The organism is Desulfovermiculus halophilus DSM 18834, assembly GCF_000620765.1.
Lineage (GTDB): Bacteria > Desulfobacterota > Desulfovibrionia > Desulfovibrionales > Desulfothermaceae > Desulfovermiculus > Desulfovermiculus halophilus.
On record NZ_JIAK01000012.1, the window covers coordinates 40,112 to 54,118 of the forward strand.

The window sequence follows — 14,007 nt, forward strand, 5'->3', positions numbered from 1 at the left end:
ACGGGCTTTCTCAGGCTACTTCACCGTGACGATGTGTGAGGTCACCTTGCCCAAGCAAAAGACCTTTGATGGAAATATCTTCGTCCAAAGCATCCCAATGAATTCCTTTTGGGGTAAGCTCAAAGTCTTCAAGTTGGTCTGGAGAAGCATTGAGCAAGCGAGGGAACCAAGCCAACGGAACGCCTAAAGTCCGACCATCGTTGAGCTCAACCCAAAAACGATCTTGATCAATTGTGACTGATCTAGGAGAAATATTCATTCCACGCTTCCAGTAATTGTTCGCGGTTTTTAATGATCAAATGAGCAATTCTGCGCAGAGCTGGGGCATTAAAGCCATCATTGTTCGCTAACTGTACCTGTGGCGACAACCAATACTTTGCTTCAGCATCCGCTTGTCTGACATGAATATGTGCAGGTTCCGGAGGCAGCCCTTCGTTGGAGTAAAAAAAGAATTTTAAACCTTCAAAGCGAAGCACGACAGGCATGTATATCTCCAGAAACCAGCATCCATACTGTTTATAGATCTAAATTATTCTCAAATCCTCGTCAATACACACTGGATATCACCTATGCGCTGTGCAGGAATAGACATCGGCTCCCGGAGTATTGAGCTGGTTATTGTTGAAAACGGACGGATCGTGGATCAGGAACAGACGGATACCGGGTTTGATCCCTTACGCGGGGTCACGACAGTGCTTCAGGGCAAAGCATACGACTGCATCCTGGCCACCGGCTACGGCCGCAACCTGTTCGAGGTTTCATATGAAACACCCACAGTGACCGAGATCAAGGCCTATGCTCGAGGCGTATGGCACCACTTGCCGGGACACAAGGCCATCTTGGACATCGGCGGCCAGGATAGCAAGGCCATTGCCCTGACTGACAAAGGGAGAGTCAAAAAATTCGAGATGAACGACCGCTGTGCGGCCGGAACCGGCAAGTTTCTGGAGATCATGGCATCGGCCCTGGGGTTTTCTTTGCAGGATTTCGGAGCTGAGGCCTTAAGGGCTGAAAAGTCTCTAAACATCAGCAGCATGTGCACAGTGTTTGCCGAGTCTGAGGTCACTTCCTTGATCGCCAAAGGCCAAGATCCCAGGGAAATCGCCCTTGGGCTGCATGCAGCCGTGGTCCGCAGGGCGGTAAGCATGCTGCGCCGGGTCAGCAGCAACCTGGACAGTGTGGTCTTTGCCGGTGGCGTGGCCAACAATCCCTGCATGCGGGAGCTGTTGGCCGACAGCTTGGGAGTCGATGTCCAGGTCCCGGAGACACCGCAGATGACCGGGGCCCTGGGGGCGGCTCTTCTGGCCCGGGAAAGCTAAAAGAGGAAGGTGGTGCATATATCGGAGTCGAAAGATACTTATCACCTGCCACTGCGTAATAAACGCCAACGCCAAGGTTCCGCCTCTGGCCACAGTTGGGGGCGTATTCACAGACTCGGTCTCTGAGTACATTCAGTCTGGATGCGGCTTCCTGCAACTGCCCTGTCCGGAAGTCACCTATCTGGGCATGAACCGATGGGGCATGACCAAGGAACAATACGACCACCCCAATTTTCGCCGGCATTGCCGGGAAATTTTGATCTATCCCATGGTTCATATTCAGGCCTCTGTGCAGGCCGGATACGAAATCGTCGGAGTCTTGGGCATGGACAAGAGTCCCAATTGCGGTCTGAATCTGACCTGTCGTGGATATACAGGAGGCGAGCTGGGCTCTGTTGATCAGGTTGTGCACCAGATGAATGGCACACATCGTCCATGGCCTTTTTGAAGCCAATGATCAAGATTTTTTCCATTTAACCGTTCCAGTATAGGTGTTTTAAGCATGTTTGCCCTTTGCGGAAGAGCCGAAATCTAATGTTCTTTTGATATATTCAAATGCTCTGGTTGTTCGAGGGCAGAAGGCATTCGGGCCATCCAAAAGGCCAGGGAAGAGAAGCTCCGCTCCTGAATCAGCTCTACGTAGGATTCGATGCTGGAAATTATTACCAAGAGATAGCCGATAAGCTCCAGTATTTCTTCTATGACCCGTTTGTAGTCCCGGGAGTAGTCGTCGCCCATCAGGCTTTCCAAGAATTGGCTGTCTCCTATCAATTGCCCGATGGGCACGGCCACGATGAAGCCGGCCCAAAGGATTACTCCTGCCCTGGAACTGAGAAGGATACGAAGCTGGTTTAGAAAATCGCGCCAGTGCCGAAACAGCAGGAAAGCCATAAATGCGAGAGACAGATACCCGAACTTCCAGCCGACAAAGGGAACCAGGGAATCAAGCAGGGCGTCCAGCTCTCTGATCAGCGCAAAGACTGTGAAACAAAAAAGCACGGCAAAAACAATGCGCACGGCTTTATTCAATGCCCCGGTGAGAAAGAACATAAATATCGCCCCGAGAAGTATAAGGACTTGAACCCATTCAATGAAACCGTCTTCCTTAAAGGCGGCAATATCCCCGTGCTCCAGGGCATAAGGCAGACTATATGTAAACAAAAAAACGGCAATAGTGTAGAGAAGTATGCGGAACATGGTCTTCAGGACCGGATCAATCCTGGAAAGCTGCGTATCTTTTCTTGTTTCTTCATTGGTGAACACTTGCATGACCTCCTCGTCGGCACATAAGGTAAATACCTCGAAATACGCTTCTTAAGCCCTCTCCCCGGCGGCCGAAAGCCTCCTATTCAGGTCGTAGGCCGCGCTGATCAGCGCCTATATGAATGAAGGCCTGGGGAAAATTGCCCAGGTGCTGCCCCTGCGGGCCGAACTCCTCGGCATAGAGCCCCAGGTAGTTGGCAAAACCGAACATTTTTTCAAATACATACCTGGTCTTGTCCAGATTGCCCTGCCGGGACAGGCATTCCACATACAGGAAGATACTCGTGGCCGACTTTGGCTGCCCACGCCGGTAGATCGTCTTTGATTCTGGTATCGCTGGACAAGATCTCCATGATCTTGCCGATCTTGATCAGACCAATTCCTTTTGTCGGGGCATAACATGCTTCTTGTGAATGTGTCAGCTTCAGCGGGCCTGCATTTGCCAGGACCAGGGGCCCCTGTGGCTGTCCCCAACGTCTGCGGAACACACGGTATTTGCATAAAAAATAGCAATATGTATGCCACATGCCCTCGTGGTATTGCCCGGATCAGGGACCGGGATGAGGGTTCCCCGTCTTCCCGGGAACAGGCCAGCGCGGGCATGGCGCAAGACGGGAACCGCAGATACGCCACCAGCGGCAGAAAAGAAAATGAAACCGCAGATCCCGCAAAACTTCGCAGATAAGGCATCTGCGGTTGTAAAGACTACACCGACATCCCTGCCTGGTTGACAGATGCTGAAAAAATAATTAATAGGTGTTTGAGGAGCAGGAATATGTATGAACACAATGAATAAAACCTCGTGCGTTTCCCTCCTTTTGCATTCCTTGAATTCGTTCTCCATTTGCTGGGAGCCTGCACATTGCAAAGTGTTATTGAGGCACAAACGGCTGGCTATTTCTTAAAACCCTTGGCATAAGTCAAGAAATGCAAAACAGCTGTAAATAAAAAATGTTAAACTACACTCCAAACAACAAGCACTTGCACGTACTTGACCTTTTAAAGCAATTTATTTCAAATAGTTAAAAATATATCCAACATTGGCATCCGAAATGCTAACAAAATCTACAAATGCAGATTGGAAGAACTGACAACTTCAAATTGGACTAGGAGGTGTTTTATGAACAAGGTATGGTATCTCTTTCTGGTACTTGGTGTCAGCTGGGCCATGATTGGCAGTGCACAGGCCGCTGACGGAACGTTCTCTGAATTCGAACAGCAGGTTGGTGTTTACGGTGTGTATCAGGACACTGATGATCTTGATGAAGGATACGGTGGGGGACTTCACTATGCAGTCTTCACTCCTGTGGCCAAACCAAGAGTCTCACTCCTGAAAAGCGTGGATCTGGGCTTAGATTTGCGGGGTGAATACATCACAGATCTGGACAGCGGGCATATTGATACTGACATGTACCCGATACAAGCCAATCTGTTGCTCAGAACACAATTTACGAATGGACTGAGCGCTTATGGAGGGGGTGGAGTAGGCTATGTCTGGTTCGATGAGGACGACGGAAACCTGGACGACGAATATACATACTCTGCCTTGGTCGGCCTAGATCAAAAGATCACCTCAAACTTATCCCTGTTTGTAGAAGGTGAATATATGTGGCTGGAACCAGATGACGATGGAAGAGGCGGGGATATTGACATGGATGGCTTTGGTGTGAACGCCGGCATCAACTATAATTTCTAGGCGCTGCAGGCAGGGCAGCCCCTTCCCATAGGGATGACGGAATGGGGCTGCCCTCGTTTAACAGGTTGTTGTGGATTACGATATGCCCCAAGATACGTGAGTCTATTCATGGAGATATGAAAATCGTCAACTGCTCTGCCGCCACTGCCTACCAATCCCCTTCATCCAACAACAAGTCCGAAGCCGGACCAGGCCAAAAGAGCCTCTCCTCAGCCGATTCCCGAATCCCTTGCAGTTTGGCTTTGTTCAGCCCGTTGAGCACGGTTTGAAACAGCTCCGTATCCCGCATCAGGCCCAAGCAGCCGCCGGCAGCACAGATCTCATCAAAGGCCTGCACCTGGTCCCGGCGGATGGTCTCCCCGCGCATTATCACCGGCACCGGCTCCCCGGAATGGATCATGGGTCCGCTGCTCGGAGTGCTGTGATCCGAGGCGATGACCGTGAGTATGTTCGGATCCTGGGCCAGCATGGGCATGTGGGCAGCGAGCGCCCGGTCCAGGGCCTCAATAACCTCCCGCTTAGCCCGGCAGTCCTTGCTGTGGGCCGCCTGGTCCGGGGCCTTGGTATGCACATGAATGAAGTCGTACCTCGGCAGGAGCTCGCCAGCCAAACGCAGGCGGGCGGCGAAGTCAGCTTGCACATCCCTGACTTTTTGCACATCATGCGCATCCAGGCCGACCAGCCCGGCCAAGCCCCCAAACATGGCTCCGGAGGCGATACTTGCCCCTTTCAGGCCGGTGCGGGATGGAAAGGACGGCACAGCTCTCATCCGCCCGGCCCGCTGGGTGACCAGGGCGTTGATTGGGGCCAGTCCCCGCTGTCTGCGGGAGATTTGTACCTCACAGCACTCCAGAGCATGGAACGTCCGGCGCAGATAGGTCCGCAAAGCCTCGGCCGTCGCTTCGGCCTGAACATTGCTCCCAGCCTCGCTCCAGGGAACGACATCAGAGGCCGGGGCCATGTCCCGCATAGGATTGCTGTCCGTAATCCGTGGGCTGACCTCTCCCCGGAGGACCAGAACTCCGAAAAGCCCCCTGGTTCGATGCAGGCTGATCTCGACCCCCCGGTGCTCAAATCCGGCCGCCGCCTGATCAAACACGGCCTGGATCTCGTGTTCGTCAACCTCTTGCGGACGATCCCAGCGCACAAACAGCACACCATCCCTTTTTTCGGCACTCACGAAATGGGTTAGGACAGCCACCTCGCCCTCAGCCAGCTCAATCCCCGCACCAATGGCTTCCAGCGGGCCCCGGCCGGGGAACAGGGCCTGGGGGTAGCCGAATAGGGCGAAGTGAGCGCTTTCGCTGGGGAATGGCTCTCCCAGGCGCCCGGGATGATACAGGCCATTGCCTCCGAGGCGCGCTAATCGGTCCAGATTGGGAGTATGCGCGGCCTGAAGGGGTGTTTGGTCCTCAAGCTCGGGATATTGCCGGTCACCCAGACCGTCCAGGATGATAAATAGGCATTTGGAGGGAGACATATGGAAAATGGTTTTTCAGCTCCAGGTTCATCTAGTTCCTTGCCAATTCCGTCCGCAGCTTCTCCGGCAGCCCCCAAGCCTTGCACAGAACAGCCGTGCTCTCCGGCACCAGATGCTCCCAAGGTTGACCCACAGCCATGGCCTGCCGGATGTGACTGCCGCTGATGCCCTTTGTTTCAGGGGAACGCTCCCACAGGACCTTGGTTGTAAGCCCCAGGGAATGAAAATATTCCAGCTTGCGCCGTCCCCACTGGTCATAAATGGTCAGAAAGAACGTGGCCTGCATGGGTACATAGGCTGAATAGTGTTCCGGAAAATTGATCGGCAGGGGCGTGACCGAAAAATCTGCTTCCCCCAGACCGGCATCCACCAAGGCACACTTGACCAGAAGAAGACGTTCAAAATAGCTGAGGGGATTGGCCCGGGAATCGGAGCGTTCCGGATCTGTATCATCCTTTGCCGTCTGACTGGGATCCGGGTTGGTGATTCCCACCACCAGATGCTCGCATTCATCCTTCCCGGCCAGTAGATAGGCCATATGATCATTGTGCAAAATCTGGAACCGGCCGTGGATAACCCCGGTTTTTCGAGAAAGAATGGTCTGGGCGAAGCTCATGTTACAACTCTCGTGACATGCTTTGGTTGCAATTGCATTGATCGCTGGTGTCGTTTTCGCGCTCTGCGAAAAAACGACAGCGGGACGCTCCCGCGTCACCAATCGACCGCGGAGCGGCCCAGAAGAGTTCCACGCAGAGCGTGGGAACCATAAGACCACCTAAGTTATTGAATGCAGGAATAACCGTCAAGCACAGGCTTCCTTTAGATTATATTACCAAACGCTATTTCAAACCTGGGCTTGGATTATAATTTTCGATTTGTTTTCCCTCGGGAAAAAGGGTAGGTTTTGATCACAATTTACCCTGATTGAAGGATTACTTTGGCATGCTATTTGATCTCCACGTCCACAGCACTATTTCTTCGTGCAGCAATCTTCCCCTGCAAGACATAGTACATCATGCTCAGGACAATGGTCTGGACGGGGTGTGTATCACCGACCACGATACCATGGCCGCAAGGCAACTGGTAACCGAGGGAGTGCAGGGCAACGGGTTGGTGGTGATTATCGGCCAGGAATACACCACCCGGCAAGGAGACTTTCTGCTTTTCGGCCCGTATGAAAATCTCCCCCTCGGACTCAGCGCCGAAAAGGTGCTGGGACATGTTCGGGCCACCGGCGGAGCGGCCATAGGCGCCCATCCCTTCCGCAACAGACGCGGTGTTGATCGTGATTTGATCCGCTCCGGGCTCTGCCCCATCCTTGAACAGGAAAACGGCCGGAATACGGCCCTGGAAAACGCTCAGACCCGGACCTGGTTTACTCGCTATCCGCTTATTCCGGTTGCCGGAAGCGATGCCCACAGCCTGGAGGAGCTGGGCCGCTTTCCAGTCCGCTTCCCCAGTCCAATCCACAGCCGTATGGACCTTGTCTCGGCCCTGATTTCCGGCCGGGGCATTCCGGTTCCTGTCGCATCGAAAAGCTTCAGCCCGGCATTGGCCTCTTGCGCGTGACTTTGAGAAGCAATCTCATTCTGCAACACGTCCTCCTTAGTGGGCTAACAATGATAGGCTAAGCCTGAGCTTTCACTACACCTTTAGTGGATACCCAGTTTTTTAAAGTCCTTTCGGCAGTGTTCGTATTTCCCGGCCAAGCTTGACAAGGGTACATGAAACCAAATAAACTACCATTTTGGTAGGAAATAATGTAAACATGGAGTATACACTATGAATAAGCTGAGTTGTGCTTTCTGTGTCTTGGCCCTGATTCTTCTCAGTGTATTTTTGGCATTCAACCCGGGTTTCGGGGGAAAAACTTTCAAGATCGAATCAAAATGGGAAGAAGATGAAAAAGAATTGGAAATTGAACTCGAGGGTACATCAGTTAACAACGTATCTTTCAAAGATATATCAATTGTAAATCCATGGTCAATGGAGGAAGTTCAAGGTCAGTTTCGTTATGAGCGAGACCATGATGAAATAGAAATCGAGATATATTCTCCAAGTCAGATTCCATGTGAGCTTCTCGTTGTCGTTAGTGGGACTGAACACAGAGTACGATTACAACATGCCCCAGAGAATTGTATAAATCAGAAAGCAGAGAAGACCCAAAAGACTCCTGAGACAAGGGAATCAGAGGTCCGTCAAGTAACACCGGCGGAAAAAAATGTTCGGTCATCTTTGAATGGGCAACCTCTGTGCCAAAGCTGTCATGAGCAGAAGAAAAGCAGGAAAATCTTTTCTGAAGCCCCACATCCCCCTCCACACACTCAGAACTGTTCAACATGCCACAATATTTAGTCAAATCCATGCTGCGAACTGTATCATGAGTAATCAATACACTTCTTTAGCTCGGCACAAGATATCTCCCCCTTCTTCAGCTCCTGCACCACCCGGCCCTGGCTGAACACAGCCACTGCATGGGCCAGCCTCTCCGCCTGTCCGGGGCTGTGGGAGACAATAATCATGGGATAGGTCTCGGCCAGCTCCAGCAGCAGCTCCTCTATATGCCTGGTGGCTCGAAAATCCAGAGATGCTGTAGGCTCATCCAGAAGCAGAATCTGGGGCTTTAAAGCCAGGGTCCGGGCCAGACACAGGCGCTGCTGCTGCCCGCCGGACAGAGAAAGGGCCGGAGTCTTGAGCCGATCACGGACCTCATCCCAGAGCCGGGTCTGCTTGAGCACCTTGTGCATTTGTTCTTCCCGGGTCGCTTTGTCCATCTTGGAGACCAGCTTCAAGGGGGTGAGGATATTTTTGGCAATGGATGTGGGCAAAAGATTCGGGGTTTGAAAAACCATGCCCACCCTTCGCCGCAGCCAGTTAGGGTCCATGTTTGAAGCCAAGATCTCCCGCAACTGTCCATCCAACAACAAACGTACCGAACCCTTGGTTTGAGCCCCTAATTCATCGTTGAGCCGATTCAAGCTGCGTAGGAAGGTAGTCTTGCCCGAACCTGACCTGCCCAGCAAAACGGTAACTTCACCCTGAATTGCCTGCAAATCTACCCTATCCAGGGCTTGCTGCCGGTCGAAATCCACTGTCAGGGCTTGGGCTTCAAGAAAAAGGGCGGGGTTGCTCAGCTCCATTGTCTGTGCAGTCCTCGCTGAATGAGATGGGCCAGGGCAAACAGGGACGAGGTCAACAGCAAAAGGACCAGGCAAGTCCCAAAACCGACCAGCAGGTCCTGGGGTGTACGAAACTCCGCGGCCAGAAAATAGATGGTAAATGGCAGGGCCTCGAAGCTTCCCAAAAGGCCTTGGGGCAGGCCGGAGTTGGCCACCACTCCGGTGAGCAGAATAACCGCTGTATCTTCCGCCGCCCGGCCCACAGCCAGAATCACGCCGCCCAGAATGCCTTTGCCGGCCTGGGGCAGAATAATGTGCACAATGTTCTGGCCCAGGGTCAATCCCAGACTGGGGCCAATCAGCCGTTGCGAAAGGGGAATGGCCTGCACAGCGTTCTGGGTGGAACGAACAATATAGGGCAGAATCAAAACAGCCATGCATGAAGCCGCCAGGAGAAGGCAGGTATTGGCCTGGGGAAAAAACGTTTTGCGCAAAAAAAGGATCAGGGCAAACCCGAACAGGCCCATGATAATGGAGGGTATGCTGGCCAGCTGATTGATCAAAATGCTGCACACATCCTTGGTCCGCCCCGTGGCCATCAGGGCCAGGTACAATCCACACCCCAGGCCCAAAGGCAGGGAAATCCCGGTGGCCAGAAAGACCAAAGTCAAGGTCCCCACACAGGCCGGCCAAATGCCCTCCCAAACCGGGACATTCCCCATCAGAGCCGGCCACACCGGTGCCTCCCCAAAAAAGAGACTGGGGCTCAGAGCCGAGCTGCCCTGGACCAGGAGAAAAGCGCACAGGCTGGCGATGACCACCAAAGTAGCCAAGGCGCACCCCCAGGCGTAGATGATGATTATCCGCTCCTTACTCCGGGGCATATGTTCGACTGTATTTTTTCAGGACCCAAAAGACAGAAACATTGATCACAGCGGCTATGGCGAACAAAAGGCACCCGGCCACAAAAACGGAACGATAGGCCGGGCTCTGGCTGTCTGTGGCCACAACCAGGGCGATATGGGCGGTCAGAACCCGGATGGAGTCCAGTATGGAATCCGGGGTCTGGGGAGCGTTGCCGGCCAGCATAAGGGCAATCAAGGTATCGCCCACAGCCCGGCCGAATCCGAGCAGTCCGGCGGCCAGCAGACCGGGCCAGGCGGCAGGGAATATGACCGAAACCAGGGATTGGACCTTGGACAGGCCCAAGGCCGAGCAGGTCAGGGATAAATCCTGCTGCACCCTGTGCACGGCGCTTAAGGCGATAAGGACCACGGTGGGCAGGACCAGGAAGCTCAAGACGATACTGGCGGCCAGCCAGGAATACCCTGTACCCACGGAAAAGTGATGGCGCAGAAAAGGGACCAGGGTAAAGGCGGCCACAAACCCGTACACCACTGTGGGGATTCCGGCCATGAACTGTACAAGCCCGCGTAAAAATCGAGCAGCCCAGTCCGGGCCAATACCGGAGCAAAACAGACACAGGCCGATCCCCAGGGGATAGGCCGCCAGCATGGCCGTGGCGGTCAGGGCCAGGGAGCCCTGGATCATGGGCAGGATGCCGTAATGGCCCTGAAAAGGCCTCCAATCCATGCTCAACAGGGCTTTCCACTCCTGGCCGGCAAATACCGGCCAGGCAAAAGCCATCAAAAAAGCAAACACGGCCAGCACCAGGCACATGCTGATGCCGGCCGCGCTGAAAAGCAAAAGCCGGCTGAAGTGATTTGATTGAGGCTTTGTGTGCACGAGGGTCTTACAAATCATTTCCCCAAGGGGATGAATCCGCTTTCAGAAACAATCTCTGCGCCTGCCGGGCTTTGCACATACTCGATAAAGGCTTGAGCCAAGGGAATTGGCTCTCCCTTGGTGTTCATATACAGCTTGCGGAGCACGGTGTAGGAGCCATCAATTGCATTTTCCTGCGTGGGCAGCACACCTTTGATGGCCACCCGGGAGATGGAGTCGTCCATATGCCCGATGCTCAAGTATCCAATGGCTGCCTTGTCCCGGGAAATGGCCACCTTCATGGCCCCGTTGGAAGGAACCACGTTGGCCTTGACCGCAATCGGTCCCTTGTCCAGGGCCTTTTTCCAAAAGACCTTCCGGGTGCCACTGGCCTCATCCCGAGTATACAGATTGATGGCCCTATCCGGTCCGCCCAGCTCTTTCCAGGAGGTGATCTCCCCGGCAAATACAGCCTGCACCTGATCACTGCTCAAGTCCCCAACCGGATTGTCCGGATGCACGGCCAAGCCCACCCCGTCAATGGCAAAGGCATAGGACAAAAGGCCATATTTTTCCTTTTCCTGGGCACTGATCGGCCGGCCGGTGTTGCCGATATCCACCAGCCCTTCGCCAACTTTCTGCACCCCGACTCCGGAGCCGCCTCCGGCCACAGTGATGGAAATGTCAGGATTGCGGGTCATAATCCTTTTGGCCGCCTCCTTCATGACCGGGATATGGGCCGTTCCTCCGGCAATGCTCAGGCTTCCGGACAGGCTGTCGAACGCAGAAAGAGGCGATGATTCTGCCAGACTAGGCTGGACGCTGAGAGCCAGCAGGCCGAGACAGAAAATTCCAATGGACAGAACACGTTTCATACAAGCCCCCTGTCGGTTTATGGGTACACATCAACATCTATATATAGCATACCCCAGGTCTTTCCTTCCAATTCGATTTTCTGATTGAAAACGAGTTATCGTATCGGAAAAACTGATGGGTGGAGAAAATGGATAGAGTGGAAGGGGAGGATTCTTTTTCTTCAGAACACTGGGTGACTACAGAAGACCTGATAAGATCTGTCAGAACATGAAGAAAACTGTACGCTCAGTTGACACTTAAATGCATCAACACTATTATAGTGTACACGTTTCTCGTGAAGGAGGTCTCTATGAAAAATATTACCCTCAGTGCTGACGAACACTTGATCGAATCCGCCCGCGACCGCGCCCGTAGGGAACATACGACATTGAACAACGAATTCCGGCGCTGGCTGCAAAGCTATGTTGGCCAGGAACAAAAAGCTGAACTGGCCCAATCTACGCTGCGTAAATTACGAGGAAAGGTTCGCATTGGCTGTAAGCTGACCCGGGACGAAATGAATGAGCGCTGATTTTTTTCTGGATACCAATCTGTTCATTTATCAGCTTGAATTTTTGGATGAGCAGAAAGGAAGCATTGCTGAAAGCATTATTACTCAAGGTATCGCCAACGGGAATGCGTGTATTAGCTTTCAGGTTATTCAGGAATGCCTGAATACTATCAGACGTAAGGCTGAAATTCCACTCGGACAAGCTGAAACACGTACATATTTGGAAGCAGTACTCTTCCCATTGTGGAGCATTATGCCGATTCAAAAACTCTATCTTCGGGCTTTAGACATCCAGGATCGGTATCATTTCGGCTTTTATGATTCTTTGATTGTCTCTGCCGCCTTACAGGCTGGTTGTAACCGACTGTATAGTGAAGACTTGCAGCACAGGCAACGTATAGAGGGGTTGACCATTGAAAATCCTTTCCTGGCTGAACAATAAGTCGTTTCTTCTAACGATCATTCCTCTCCGCCCCCAGTTGACGAATCACACGGTACAAGGTCTTCAAAGTTCGCCTGACTAGCCGATAACTCCCTCGGGCTGTTCCAGCATTTTCAGGATGCGGGCGGTCAGTTGCGCGTATTCTGCTTGCCCCCGGTCTCTTGGCCTGTCCAAATCAACATCAATAATATCTTCAAGTTGACCCGGCCTGGCGGACATGACCACAATGCGGTCAGCCAGGAAGACCGCCTCGTCTACGCTGTGGGTGACAAAGAGAATAGTGGTTGTATCTTTTTCCCAGATTTTCAAGAGTTCTCTCTGCATAAGTATACGAGTGTAGGCGTCCAAAGCTCCAAAGGGCTCGTCCATAAGCAGGACCTGAGGCTCATTGGCCAATGCCCTGGCTATGGCCACTCGCTGCCGCATGCCACCAGAGAGTTCGTGCGGCTTGGAACCGGCAAAATCTCTCATTCCCACCAGATCAACGAAGCGCCAAGCTTGGTCTTTGCATTCCCGGGCAGAATGGCCGGCAAATTCAGGCCCCAGGCAGACATTTTCCAGAACCGATCGCCATGGCAGTAAGGAATATTCCTGGAAAACCATACCTATTTCCTGGTCCGGACGTACAATCTCCCGCTCCTGAAACAGGATATGCCCTTGGCTGGGCCGTTCCAATCCAGCTATCATCCGCAACAGGGTTGATTTACCACATCCAGAAGGGCCGACAATACACACGAACCCGTTTTTTTCTACAAACATATCAAAGGTGCGTACAGCTTCAACTTGTCGGCCATCAGCTGTTTGAAAGGTTTTACTTACCCTGTCGATCCGAATCATATTGTGAGCATTCCTATCGTGACGTTCTTTGCCACGTGAACTTTTTTTCTTCAACATAGCGGAAAATGAGATCCATGAAAGCTCCCACACACCCTATACACACCATGCCAGCAATAACTATGTCTGTGGAAGCCAAGGTATAGGCATGGGTAATCAGATAGCCGATACCGGAGAGACTGCCGGGAAGCATTTCGGCGGAAACCAGACACATCCAGGCTATGCCCAGCCCGATCCGGAGTCCGGTGACAATGGATGGCATTGCCGCCGGAAGAACAACTTTCCGAAAGATGGTCCACTCATCAGCTCCAAGGACCCGGCTGGCCTCAATCAGGGTCTGATTGACGTTTTTCACCCCATAGATGGTTGAGGTCAGAATTGGATAAAAGGCTCCGATAAAGATAATGAACAACATAGAGAACTTCAGGTTGCTCAAATAGATATACCATTGGCCTTGTTCCAGGCCCAATGGTCCAGCCAGGCTGGAGACCCCGAACCAGGCCGTTACCAAGGGGACCCAAGCTAGAGGTGGAATGGGCCGAAAGAGGCTCAAGAAGTTGTTGAGCATTGAATAGATACGTCCATATGTCCCCATTACAATTCCCAAAGGGATGGCCAGAGCTACAGCTACAAAGTATCCCATGAGCACCCGGATCAGGCTGACCAGAACATTGCTCAGCAACGATCCCATGCTGATCAATTCCTCGGTAGGGGCGGCCAAGAGACCTGCAACTTCGGAGACTGTAGGCAAGATAACGGCATT

Annotated in this window: 19 protein-coding genes; 7 read left to right on the forward strand and 12 right to left on the reverse strand. The window is 52.7% G+C overall.

The annotated features are described in order from the left end of the window. Nucleotides 1-10: 10 nt before the first annotated feature. Nucleotides 11-259 carry a DUF2442 domain-containing protein gene (locus N902_RS19160; protein ID WP_084287988.1) on the reverse strand — a complete coding sequence of 83 codons (249 nt, stop codon included), beginning with the start codon at nt 257-259 and terminating at the stop codon, nt 11-13. After that, a complete protein-coding gene (locus N902_RS0107350) occupies nt 243-485 on the reverse strand; it encodes a DUF4160 domain-containing protein (protein WP_027370413.1) in 243 nt (80 codons plus the stop codon). Before N902_RS0107350 ends, N902_RS19160 begins: the two co-directional genes overlap by 17 nt. Nucleotides 486-569: 84 nt before the next feature. On the opposite strand from N902_RS0107350, the gene N902_RS0107355 reads away from it, so the two are divergent. Together N902_RS0107355 and N902_RS20575 are read left to right on the forward strand one after the other, a co-directional pair. Next, a complete protein-coding gene (locus N902_RS0107355) occupies nt 570-1,319 on the forward strand; it encodes an acyl-CoA dehydratase activase (RefSeq protein WP_027370414.1) in 750 nt (249 codons plus the stop codon). Nucleotides 1,320-1,353: 34 nt separating this feature from the next. Further along, complete coding sequence (locus tag N902_RS20575; RefSeq protein WP_341830623.1) at nt 1,354-1,767, forward strand: CD3072 family TudS-related putative desulfidase; 414 nt, start codon at nt 1,354-1,356, stop codon at nt 1,765-1,767. A gap of 83 nt (nt 1,768-1,850) precedes the next feature. Here the strand turns inward: N902_RS20575 and N902_RS0107365 are convergent, their stop codons facing one another. Beyond that, nucleotides 1,851-2,588, reverse strand: coding sequence for a hypothetical protein (locus tag N902_RS0107365; protein ID WP_027370415.1), 738 nt, complete (start codon nt 2,586-2,588; stop codon nt 1,851-1,853). 76 nt (nt 2,589-2,664) lie between these two features. Beyond that, nucleotides 2,665-2,850 carry a hypothetical protein gene (locus N902_RS0107370; protein ID WP_027370416.1) on the reverse strand — a complete coding sequence of 62 codons (186 nt, stop codon included), beginning with the start codon at nt 2,848-2,850 and terminating at the stop codon, nt 2,665-2,667. A gap of 852 nt (nt 2,851-3,702) precedes the next feature. Between N902_RS0107370 and N902_RS0107375 the strand changes: the two genes are divergently transcribed. Beyond that, on the forward strand, nt 3,703-4,278 hold the full coding sequence (locus tag N902_RS0107375) for an outer membrane beta-barrel protein (RefSeq protein WP_027370417.1): 576 nt from the start codon (nt 3,703-3,705) through the stop codon (nt 4,276-4,278). A 148-nt stretch (nt 4,279-4,426) separates the two neighbouring features. Here the strand turns inward: N902_RS0107375 and N902_RS0107380 are convergent, their stop codons facing one another. After that, nucleotides 4,427-5,758: a BPG-independent phosphoglycerate mutase family protein gene (locus tag N902_RS0107380; RefSeq protein WP_027370418.1), complete on the reverse strand. Its 1,332-nt coding sequence runs from the start codon at nt 5,756-5,758 to the stop codon at nt 4,427-4,429. Between the two features lie 31 nt (nt 5,759-5,789). Beyond that, nucleotides 5,790-6,374, reverse strand: coding sequence for a nucleotidyl transferase family protein (locus N902_RS0107385; protein ID WP_034622160.1), 585 nt, complete (start codon nt 6,372-6,374; stop codon nt 5,790-5,792). Nucleotides 6,375-6,700: 326 nt separating this feature from the next. On the opposite strand from N902_RS0107385, the gene N902_RS16890 reads away from it, so the two are divergent. Then, complete coding sequence (locus N902_RS16890; protein ID WP_051564411.1) at nt 6,701-7,327, forward strand: PHP domain-containing protein; 627 nt, start codon at nt 6,701-6,703, stop codon at nt 7,325-7,327. A gap of 213 nt (nt 7,328-7,540) precedes the next feature. Continuing rightward, entirely contained in the window at nt 7,541-8,113 is a 573-nt protein-coding gene (locus tag N902_RS19655) for a hypothetical protein (protein WP_153304165.1), read from the forward strand. Between the two features lie 23 nt (nt 8,114-8,136). Here the strand turns inward: N902_RS19655 and N902_RS0107395 are convergent, their stop codons facing one another. From N902_RS0107395 to N902_RS0107410, 4 genes are read right to left on the reverse strand one after another with little or no spacing between them, the layout of a single operon-like run. Continuing rightward, a complete protein-coding gene (locus tag N902_RS0107395; protein ID WP_051564412.1) occupies nt 8,137-8,898 on the reverse strand; it encodes a phosphate ABC transporter ATP-binding protein in 762 nt (253 codons plus the stop codon). After that, nucleotides 8,889-9,761 carry a PstA family ABC transporter permease gene (locus N902_RS0107400; protein ID WP_027370421.1) on the reverse strand — a complete coding sequence of 291 codons (873 nt, stop codon included), beginning with the start codon at nt 9,759-9,761 and terminating at the stop codon, nt 8,889-8,891. Before N902_RS0107400 ends, N902_RS0107395 begins: the two co-directional genes overlap by 10 nt. Next, nucleotides 9,748-10,641 (reverse strand): PstC family ABC transporter permease, encoded by an 894-nt coding sequence (locus tag N902_RS16895; RefSeq protein WP_051564413.1) that lies wholly within the window; start codon nt 10,639-10,641, stop codon nt 9,748-9,750. The genes N902_RS0107400 and N902_RS16895 overlap by 14 nt, the downstream gene beginning before the upstream one ends. Continuing rightward, on the reverse strand, nt 10,638-11,477 hold the full coding sequence (locus N902_RS0107410) for a phosphate ABC transporter substrate-binding protein (protein WP_027370422.1): 840 nt from the start codon (nt 11,475-11,477) through the stop codon (nt 10,638-10,640). Before N902_RS0107410 ends, N902_RS16895 begins: the two co-directional genes overlap by 4 nt. 290 nt (nt 11,478-11,767) lie before the next feature. Between N902_RS0107410 and N902_RS0107415 the strand changes: the two genes are divergently transcribed. Both N902_RS0107415 and N902_RS0107420 read left to right on the forward strand, forming a co-directional pair. Further along, a complete protein-coding gene (locus N902_RS0107415) occupies nt 11,768-11,989 on the forward strand; it encodes a hypothetical protein (RefSeq protein ID WP_027370423.1) in 222 nt (73 codons plus the stop codon). Beyond that, a complete protein-coding gene (locus tag N902_RS0107420) occupies nt 11,979-12,410 on the forward strand; it encodes a PIN domain-containing protein (protein WP_027370424.1) in 432 nt (143 codons plus the stop codon). The genes N902_RS0107415 and N902_RS0107420 overlap by 11 nt, the downstream gene beginning before the upstream one ends. A gap of 78 nt (nt 12,411-12,488) precedes the next feature. Here the strand turns inward: N902_RS0107420 and N902_RS0107425 are convergent, their stop codons facing one another. Together N902_RS0107425 and N902_RS0107430 are read right to left on the reverse strand one after the other, a co-directional pair. Further along, entirely contained in the window at nt 12,489-13,304 is an 816-nt protein-coding gene (locus tag N902_RS0107425; RefSeq protein ID WP_208596281.1) for an ABC transporter ATP-binding protein, read from the reverse strand. After that, nucleotides 13,261-13,935 carry an ABC transporter permease gene (locus tag N902_RS0107430; protein ID WP_244147387.1) on the reverse strand — a complete coding sequence of 225 codons (675 nt, stop codon included), beginning with the start codon at nt 13,933-13,935 and terminating at the stop codon, nt 13,261-13,263. Before N902_RS0107430 ends, N902_RS0107425 begins: the two co-directional genes overlap by 44 nt. Nucleotides 13,936-14,007: the final 72 nt, after the last annotated feature.